This window comes from Streptomyces sp. NPDC005728, assembly GCF_040630895.1.
GTDB lineage: Bacteria > Actinomycetota > Actinomycetes > Streptomycetales > Streptomycetaceae > Streptomyces.
Genome location: NZ_JBEXYL010000196.1, coordinates 1 through 7,546, shown reverse-complemented (window position 1 = coordinate 7,546; position 7,546 = coordinate 1). Strand labels below are relative to the sequence as shown.

Annotated in this window: 11 protein-coding genes and 2 pseudogenes; 3 read left to right on the top strand and 10 right to left on the bottom strand. The window is 68.7% G+C overall.

All coding sequences use genetic code 11. The features are described from left to right. Positions 1-59 precede the first annotated feature (59 nt). Entirely contained in the window at positions 60-1,163 is a 1,104-nt protein-coding gene (locus ABZ471_RS46815; RefSeq protein ID WP_359075263.1) for a PP2C family protein-serine/threonine phosphatase, read from the bottom strand. Positions 1,164-1,296: 133 nt separating this feature from the next. Here ABZ471_RS46815 and ABZ471_RS46810 point away from each other — a divergent pair. Beyond that, positions 1,297-1,398: pseudogene (locus ABZ471_RS46810) on the top strand (transposase); the annotation flags it as partial. A 271-nt stretch (positions 1,399-1,669) separates the two neighbouring features. Here the strand turns inward: ABZ471_RS46810 and ABZ471_RS46805 are convergent. The 9 genes from ABZ471_RS46805 to ABZ471_RS46765 all read right to left on the bottom strand — a co-directional run bounded on the left by ABZ471_RS46805 (position 1,670) and on the right by ABZ471_RS46765 (position 6,001). Next, a complete protein-coding gene (locus tag ABZ471_RS46805; RefSeq protein WP_359075262.1) occupies positions 1,670-2,032 on the bottom strand; it encodes a hypothetical protein in 363 nt (120 codons plus the stop codon). 128 nt (positions 2,033-2,160) lie between these two features. Further along, positions 2,161-2,364, bottom strand: coding sequence for a hypothetical protein (locus ABZ471_RS46800; RefSeq protein ID WP_359075261.1), 204 nt, complete (start codon positions 2,362-2,364; stop codon positions 2,161-2,163). 243 nt (positions 2,365-2,607) lie between these two features. Then, the gene (locus tag ABZ471_RS46795) at positions 2,608-3,219 is read right to left on the bottom strand and encodes a restriction endonuclease (RefSeq protein ID WP_359075260.1); all 612 of its coding nucleotides are present in this window, start codon (positions 3,217-3,219) and stop codon (positions 2,608-2,610) included. A gap of 150 nt (positions 3,220-3,369) precedes the next feature. Continuing rightward, the gene (locus tag ABZ471_RS46790) at positions 3,370-3,831 is read right to left on the bottom strand and encodes a hypothetical protein (protein ID WP_359075259.1); all 462 of its coding nucleotides are present in this window, start codon (positions 3,829-3,831) and stop codon (positions 3,370-3,372) included. An 85-nt stretch (positions 3,832-3,916) separates the two neighbouring features. Beyond that, positions 3,917-4,759 (bottom strand): helix-turn-helix transcriptional regulator, encoded by an 843-nt coding sequence (locus ABZ471_RS46785; RefSeq protein WP_359075258.1) that lies wholly within the window; start codon positions 4,757-4,759, stop codon positions 3,917-3,919. Continuing rightward, positions 4,756-5,292: a DUF6879 family protein gene (locus ABZ471_RS46780; protein ID WP_359075257.1), complete on the bottom strand. Its 537-nt coding sequence runs from the start codon at positions 5,290-5,292 to the stop codon at positions 4,756-4,758. Before ABZ471_RS46780 ends, ABZ471_RS46785 begins: the two co-directional genes overlap by 4 nt. Then, positions 5,280-5,507 carry a hypothetical protein gene (locus ABZ471_RS46775; protein ID WP_359075256.1) on the bottom strand — a complete coding sequence of 76 codons (228 nt, stop codon included), beginning with the start codon at positions 5,505-5,507 and terminating at the stop codon, positions 5,280-5,282. The genes ABZ471_RS46780 and ABZ471_RS46775 overlap by 13 nt, the downstream gene beginning before the upstream one ends. Positions 5,508-5,647: 140 nt before the next feature. After that, positions 5,648-5,770, bottom strand: coding sequence for a hypothetical protein (locus ABZ471_RS46770; protein WP_359075255.1), 123 nt, complete (start codon positions 5,768-5,770; stop codon positions 5,648-5,650). Positions 5,771-5,788: 18 nt separating this feature from the next. After that, positions 5,789-6,001, bottom strand: coding sequence for a hypothetical protein (locus ABZ471_RS46765; protein ID WP_359075254.1), 213 nt, complete (start codon positions 5,999-6,001; stop codon positions 5,789-5,791). A 119-nt stretch (positions 6,002-6,120) separates the two neighbouring features. Between ABZ471_RS46765 and ABZ471_RS46760 the strand changes: the two are divergent. Further along, positions 6,121-6,519: pseudogene (locus tag ABZ471_RS46760) on the top strand (transposase); the annotation flags it as partial. Positions 6,520-6,923: 404 nt separating this feature from the next. Continuing rightward, a complete protein-coding gene (locus tag ABZ471_RS46755) occupies positions 6,924-7,178 on the top strand; it encodes a transposase (protein ID WP_359075264.1) in 255 nt (84 codons plus the stop codon). The last annotated feature ends 368 nt before the right edge of the window (positions 7,179-7,546 follow it).

The following is a 7,546-nucleotide window of genomic DNA, read 5'->3' as shown; positions in this document are numbered from 1 at the left end:
GCCCCAACATCGCCCACTGTTCGTCCGTGAGATCTCCCCGCGCCATGAACCGCGATCATTCATCGATCAAGATCCACTTTCGATACACGGCCTAGGGCTGCCGCGATCTGGGCCGGGCTCATTTCCAAAGGTCCGCACAGGCGCACGGCGAGAGCAGCAATGTCGTCGTCAAGGCGTCCTCTGCTGTAGCTGAGGAGGTCGCGGTGAAGAGCCGTGAGCAGCTCGCGGGGCGGCATCGGGGGCTGTCGGCGCATCCAGGCCGCCAGCGGGAAGAACTCGCCGTCGCGGGCTCGAGCCTCGGTGACCCCGTCGGTATAGAGAAGCAGCAGGTCGCCTGGGCCGAAGTCGAAGGTGTCGACGGTGTAGTGATCGCCGATCAACTCCGCGAGGTTGAGCAGCGGTGAGGGGGTGGTGGGCTCGAGGCCACGGATTTCCCCGTGGTTCAGGAGCAGTGGCGGGGGGTGTCCGCAGTTGAGGATCTCGATACGCCTGCCCCCGTGCGGGATCTCGACGAGAAGGGCGGTGGCAAAGCGCTCCATCGGCCCCTCGGGTGGAAAGGCCGCGTTGTAACGGGTGCTGCCGGCGTCCAGTCGGCGTGCGACGCTGACCATGTCGGCCTCCCCGTAGGCCGCCTCCCGGAAGGCGTTGACGATCGCCGCGGCTGCCCCCACTGCCGGCAGGCCCTTGCCCCGGACGTCGCCGATGAGCAGCCTGACCCCGTGTTCCGTGTCGACCACCTCGTAGAAGTCCCCGCCGATGCGGGCTTCCGCCGCGGCCGCGAGGTACAGCGACTCGATCTCGACGCTCCCGAAGCGGCGCGGCATCGGACTCAGCACCACCTGCTGCGCCGCGTCGGCAACGAGCCGTACCTGGAAGAGGGTCCGCTCCCGCTGCAGCCGGACATGACTTCCGTACGCGGCCGCCACGGTGACCGCGATGATCCCCGCAGCCGTCCACCACGTCCCCAGACCGGGGAACACGATGCTGAGGCCGATCATCAGCAAGAGGCAGACCGTCCCCAGCAGGATGGTGGGGAGCACCGGCCACATGGCGGCGGCGAGGGCCGGCGCCGCGGGCAGGAGGCGACTGAAGGCCATGTCCGGAGGCGTGGCGTATGCCAGGCCGGCGATGACGGCGGTGAGGATGACCGGTGACAGCCGCACAAGTCTCCCCCGGCTGTGGCGACGACGGAAGCGCGGCCGTCCAGACTCGATCACACTTCACAGAATATCGATGCAATGAGGGCATAGCGCTCTGACGGATCAGGAGGAGCAGGGTCGGCCTCCTGTCCTGGACCGACTTGCCGGCTTTGCTGGTGTCGCACCTGTTCCGCACGGCTCCGGCAAGGCCGGAGGAAACCTGCGATGCCCCCGGCGCTACGACCGCCGCCTCCAGCGGGGCATCGACGTGTGCGCGCTGTTCGGCTTCCGAAGGTGCGGGGGAGCAGCTGGGGCGAAACGCAGGCTCGTCTTCGTCGACCGACTGCTCGCCATATGGAGCGTGTGCGAAGTCGCCCACAAAAGCGGCGGTGCCGTTCGGAAGCGGGCGGCGGCAGAGCAGCCGCGCCTTGCCACAGATCGTCCGGACCAAGATCAGCACGCACTCGGACGTCCTGCTGGCCCAGTGGACTGAATGCGAGACCCGAGGTTCACTTCACTCTGAGTGGACGTTAAGTCCGTTTCTGGTAGCGGCCTCGTCCGGGTTGGGTGAGGAATCCTTGGCGGGTGAGGCGTCCGAGGCGGCTGCGGGTGATGTTGACGGTCGCTTCGTCGGTGGGCATGCCGAGGAGTTCGTGCAGCTCACGGGCTCTGAACACCTGGCCGGGGTGCTGGTTGAAGGCGTTCACGATGGCCTGGTAGGCGGTGCTGGTCTCGGGCGGGCCGGATTCGGCTCCTGCCGGCGCGGCCTCCGCGATGACCTTCCGGGTGGTGTCCAGGTCAACGAGTCGCGCCTGGGTCTCGGCCAGGGCAGCGGTCAAGTGCTCGATCTGACCGCGTAGTTCTGCGGCTCGGGCGGCCCATCGGGCCGTCACCAGGTGACACCTTTCCCGATCAGTCCCACACTGAAAACGCCCGCATGGGTAGATGTGCTCGGTGGTCAACTCTGGTCTCCGAGCCGGGCTGCCTACCAGTTGGGCCCCTGCCCGGGCCCAGGACCGCTTCACTTTCGGCGGCAGGGCCGGAGCCCGCACGGCATGATCCGCTGCCACCGCAGTCGTGAGCACCAGCGGGACACCGCCACAGCCGCGAGCGCGCGTCCTTTTGCGTGTCGAACCGTGAAGGCGACCACCATCCACCAGGTCGTGCCGCCATCGGCTTCGGCAAACTGCCGGCTGAACAGGCTCACTAGAATGATCAGGTTCACGGGGCTGCTCCCAGCCGTCTGGTGAATGCAGCGCCGGGTGTGCCCAGCCCCTGCGCGATCGACGGTCACCGGAACAGCCCGTCCCGGTGACCGTCGCCTTCCGCGAACTCCCACATCGGTCTGGGTCGGCCACGACCGTGCATCTGACGACGGGCACATCACCGTGGCGGGCTGCTAGGCCAGAGATCACCAAAATGGGCGGCGGCAACGCCGACGTTGACGACAGCCCGACCATGGGCAGCTTCAGGAGAGAGCCGTCGGCTTACGAGGCGGCGGTACGGCGCGGAGCAGCTCCCACAGAGGGCGTGAGCCGGATACCCAGACTCCGAGGGTGTGGCGGTCAACCACGTGGAGGCGCTGCTGCTTGGCGAAGTTCACGGCGGGTTCAGTGACCCGTCCGTTGGTCACGATGACCGCGAACTCGGCGCCGTGGACCTGGCGGGCAGTGCCATTGAGGACCTGGAGGTCCGGCGTGCCCACGGCGGAGCCTGCAAGGCCGTTGCTCCGGTGTTTGCACTGGATCACCCAGCGCCGCCCGTAGGGGTCGGTGACTTTCACGTCGGCGCCCAGGTCGCCGCCGCCCCCGACGCGGACCGTGTCCTGGCAGCCGTCGCGGCGCATCAGATCGCGCACCGCGTCTTCGAACTGGGAGTGGTGGAGGGCGTCCAGCTGGGCCAGCCCGTAGCGCAGGCCCTGCGCGCCGACCGCTTCCCACCGCGCCTGCTGCTCCTTGTTGTACAGCCAGCCGCCGCCGGCCAACACCGCGAGCACGCCGACAACGGCCAGGATCCACCAGTGGGCCAGCAGCCAGTGGACAACGGTCACCACCAGGGCGACGGCGAAGACGGCGGCCACCAGGAGGCCGATCAGCCGGTCGTCCGTGCGCTGCCGCCGTCTGCCCGGCCTGCGAGCGTGTCGCCGTGCAGGCGGCCGCCTGGTCGTCGCCGCCGGGCCCTTGCGCGGGCGGGCAGGTCGAGCAGGGCTAGCGGCCCCGACGGGCGGTGCTCATGCTCGTGTCTCCGCTTCAGGCCGGTATCCGCCCGGGCCGAACGAGGCCGCGAGGAGCGTTGGGTTGGTCAGCTGGCCTGTGCCGTCCGGCAGCTCCAGCCACCACCTGCTGGCCAGGGAGTTGACGACGGGCGGACACCCCAGTGCCCAGCCGGCCGGGTGCACGGTGATCCCGGCGACGTCGTCGAGTTCGTTGGCCAGGCCGGGCGGGAGAAGCCACCAGGCGAGGGCGTGGCTGATGTCGGAGAGCACCGGGCCGTGGGGGGTGGAGCCCATGTGCCGGATCGCCTCCAGTGACCGTGACAGCCGGGCCTCGGCGACCCGCCAGTGCGGGCCGGTGGGGATCGCGGCCAGCTGCTGCGCGTCCCACGCCTGCTGTGTCGCTTCGGGATCCGGGGTGCAGGAGAGTAGCCACTCCTGCCCCGCGCGCACCGGCGCGAGGGGAACGTGTGTCGCCATGTCTGGACCGTACGTAGCGCAGTTGCGGGCGAGCGCGCGGATTGCGCCAGATTGCGCGTCCTGCTCCCGGGTTGAGGCTGGTTGCTCAACCGAGGTCGAGCGAGGCTCTTGCCCGGCCGATCAGTCGGCGTGCCTGCTGCCCGTGAACGGCTGACTCTCCGAGGCGATCCCACACCCTGCCGTACAGGGTCACGTCCTCCGTCGACTCCAGCGCGAACTCCGTGTTGATCGTCTCAACGACCACGCGCGCCTCGTCGAAAATCCAGAACCCATGCTTCGGGGGGAGCTTCAGCCGCGCGCTCAACGGCACGATGCCCAGCTCGATCTGCGGCGGCCCGATCAGTCCGATGAGCCGGTCCAGCTGGCCGGCCATCACCTCGGACGGTCCGACGAGGGCGTGCAGTGCGCCCTCCCACACGAGGACACGGAACATCTTCTCGCCCTCGTACAGCACCTCTTGGCGCCGCATGCGCGCGTTCACAGCCTCGTCGGTATCGCGGGGCGACTGCATCAGCTCGGCGTTCAGCATGAGCAGGTGCCGGGCGTAGTCGGGTGTCTGGAAGAGCCCCGGGATGACGGTGGCCTCATATCCGCGGACGGTCGCCGTGCGCCGGTACTCGGCGACGTACCGGTCCTGCACGGCACGGTGCCCGGTGGCGAGCTGCCGGCGCCAGGAGCGCTGCTGAGACTCCAGCCCGCGCAGTCGGCTGTGAAGGTCCGGCACCTCTGAGGGGACGTCCAGGGCGAGCGCCCACGCTTCCAGGTCTGTGGCCGTGGCGGTCTGCTTGCCGGTCTCTAGTCGGGACACCTTAGACCGTTGCCAGCCCAGCCGCTCGGCGAGGTCTTTGCCCTGCAGGCCGGCCTCGGTGCGCAGCTCACGCAGACGTCCACCGAGGGCCTCGCGGCCGGACTGGTAATCGGTGCTCACCTGGCAGACGGTACCTGGGCTTGGAATTGCCGGGTAGGGACGGCGAAGTGCCAGGCAGCGTCCCGGGCTTGGCACGCTTGGACGACGGTATCGGGGTCTTCGTGGACCGTCACCCCGAGGGTCACGCCGTCCTCGTCGATGACGAACCGGACGACCGTGCGGGCATCGAAGAGCCAGAAGTCGTACTCCGGCAGGCCGAGCCGTTCGGCGGCCGCGCGGTACAGGTTGCGGATGTCCTCGCCGGCGGCGACGTTGCCGAGGCCGGTGGCGAGGAGGAACCGCTGCCCCTCAGTGGGCGGGTCGTCGACCAGGCGCACCCGCTCGACCCGCCTGCCCTGCCTGGTCTGGTCGCGGACGTTGGTCTGCCACGAGTTGGCGGGGTCGTAGTCGAAGGACTCGCCGTTCTGGAAGCGCGCCCAGTTCGGGCTCACACGGTCGGTGGCGTACCCGCGCTGGGTCTCCAGCCGCCAGGCGGTGTGCTGGAACTCGGTGAACAGGTGGGTGATCTCGTCGAACGGGATCAGGTCGGGCACGCGGTCTGCTCCTCGTCTCGGTGGGTGAAGCGGGTGAGCAGCTCCCGGGGGACACGGACGAACGACTCGCTGTCGAGGACGTCGCGAAGCTGGGCGATGTCGGCAGGGTCGGTGACGGTGTAGCCCTGGACGACGATGTCGCCGGTGTCGAGGTCCTCGTACAGCGTCGGGCAGTTGCCGTTCTCCGAGGTGGTGCCGATGAACCTGAGCCGCATGGGTGCTCTCCGTTCTGGCCGTCGAGAGGTCCAGCATGCTGCGCGTTGCGGAAGCCTGCCCGGCGATTGCGTGAGTGGTGATGACCCTGCCCGGTTGCCCGCAACGGGCTCTGCGGCAGCGGCTGGCGGATGAGCACTGGCTAAGGTGTCTCGCCGGCGTTCAGCGCCATGCAGAACGCGGTATCGGCGGCCATCACAACGATTCCGGCGTCGTCGATGTTGAGCCCGAAGTCTTCCGACACCTTGTGCGTGAGCCACGGCACGTCGTTGAGACCGTCACGCTACGCGCCGCAAACGGAGAGGGCCGCGAACAGCGCATCTCGCTCCGTGGCGCCGGACGGCCAGTCGAGGTCACGGACAGCGTTGAGGTAGGCGCCCTGTGCGGGTGAGTAGGTGTGGTCGGCCTCGGACGCGATCGGACCGGGCGCCGCGTCGTCGTCAGTCGATGAGCAGCCGGTGAGCGGCCGACGGCCTTCCCGAACTACCTCGACCACCGCGAGATACCCCGGCCGTCAGGAGCTTGACCGAAGCGGTCCCATCACAGTCGTGTCCGTCCGCCGGGCCGGTGCGCGCGAGCCCACACACCGCGCACGGAAGGAACAACCCGGCCGTCATGTCACAGACCATCCAGGTGATCGGCGGGATCGACACCCACACCGACGTCCACCAGGCCGCCGTCATCGACACCATCGGTCGGCACCTGGCCACCGAGGCATTCCCCACCACGCCTGCAGGCTACCGGCAGCTGCTGGCGTGGCTGCGCTCCCACGGCCGGGTGCTGGTGGTGGGCATGGAGGGCACCGGATCTTTCGGCGCCGAACTCGCCCGGTGCCTGCGCGCCAACCAGATCGCCGTGATCGAGGTGGACCGACCCGACCGTCGAGCTCGCCGCGCCGCAGGCAAATCCGACTCTGTCGACGCCTACGCCGCCGCCACCGCGGTGCTCTCCGGCCGCGCCAACGGCACCCCGAAGGACCGCGACGGCACGGTCGAGGCAATCCGCGCGCTGCGCGTGGTCCGCGCCAGTGCCGTCAAGGCCCGCACCCAGACCACCAACCAGATCAAATCACTGATCATCACCGCGCCCGCTGCGGTACGCGAAGCACTGCGCTCGCTGACCACCACCGAGTTGATACGGCGCCTGGTCGCCAGTCGTCCCGGCACCGATCTGACCGCCCCGGCCGCCGCCGTCAAACTCGCGCTCAAGCGCCTGGCCAAGCGCTATCAGCACCTGAGTGAGGAAATCGCAGACGCGGACGTCGAGCTGCGCGCCCTGATCACCCGCACCGCGCCCGGCCTGCTCGCGCTACCAGGCGTCGGGACCGAGACCGCCGGGCAGTTGCTGGTCACAGCCGGGGACAACCCCGACAGGCTCGTCTCGGAGGCATCTTCGCTCACCTGTGCGCCGCCGCACCCGTGCCGGCCTCCTCCGGCCGCACCGACCGCCACCGACTCAACCGCGGCGGCGACCGGCAGGCCAATCGCGCACTGCACACCATCGTGCTGGTCCGCATGCGTCACGACCCACGCACCCGCGACTACGTCGGCACCCTCGAAGGGCTCAAGACGAAGGACATCTTCAGATGCCTCAAGCGCTTCGTCGCGCGCGAGGTCTACCACCATCTCACCAGCGCCTTCAGGAGCGAACCATCGGCATCTACAGCCACTTGACGATCTATAGGAGCTTCAGAGTCAAGCTAGCGGGGTTCCTATGTGGCGGGTGTGACGTGTCGACGTTCGGACTTACCGCCCGATCGGGTGGAGCCGCGACCTGTTCCCGGGCGGGTTGCTTGTTTGAGCCGCTACGAAGATCACGACCCGTCGTGATCTTCGAGAGGACACGTTGTGCCCGGTCTTTTCCGGATCCCGGACTACGCACGACACCTGCTCATCCTGAACGCCGAGCTGATGCAGTCGCCCCGCGACCAGGCGTGCTGTCAGTAGACCTCGAGCATCTCGGTGACGAGCGCGGCGATAGGGGAGCGTTCAGAGCGGGTGAGTGTGACATGGGCGAAGAGCGGGTGACCCTTGAGCTTTTC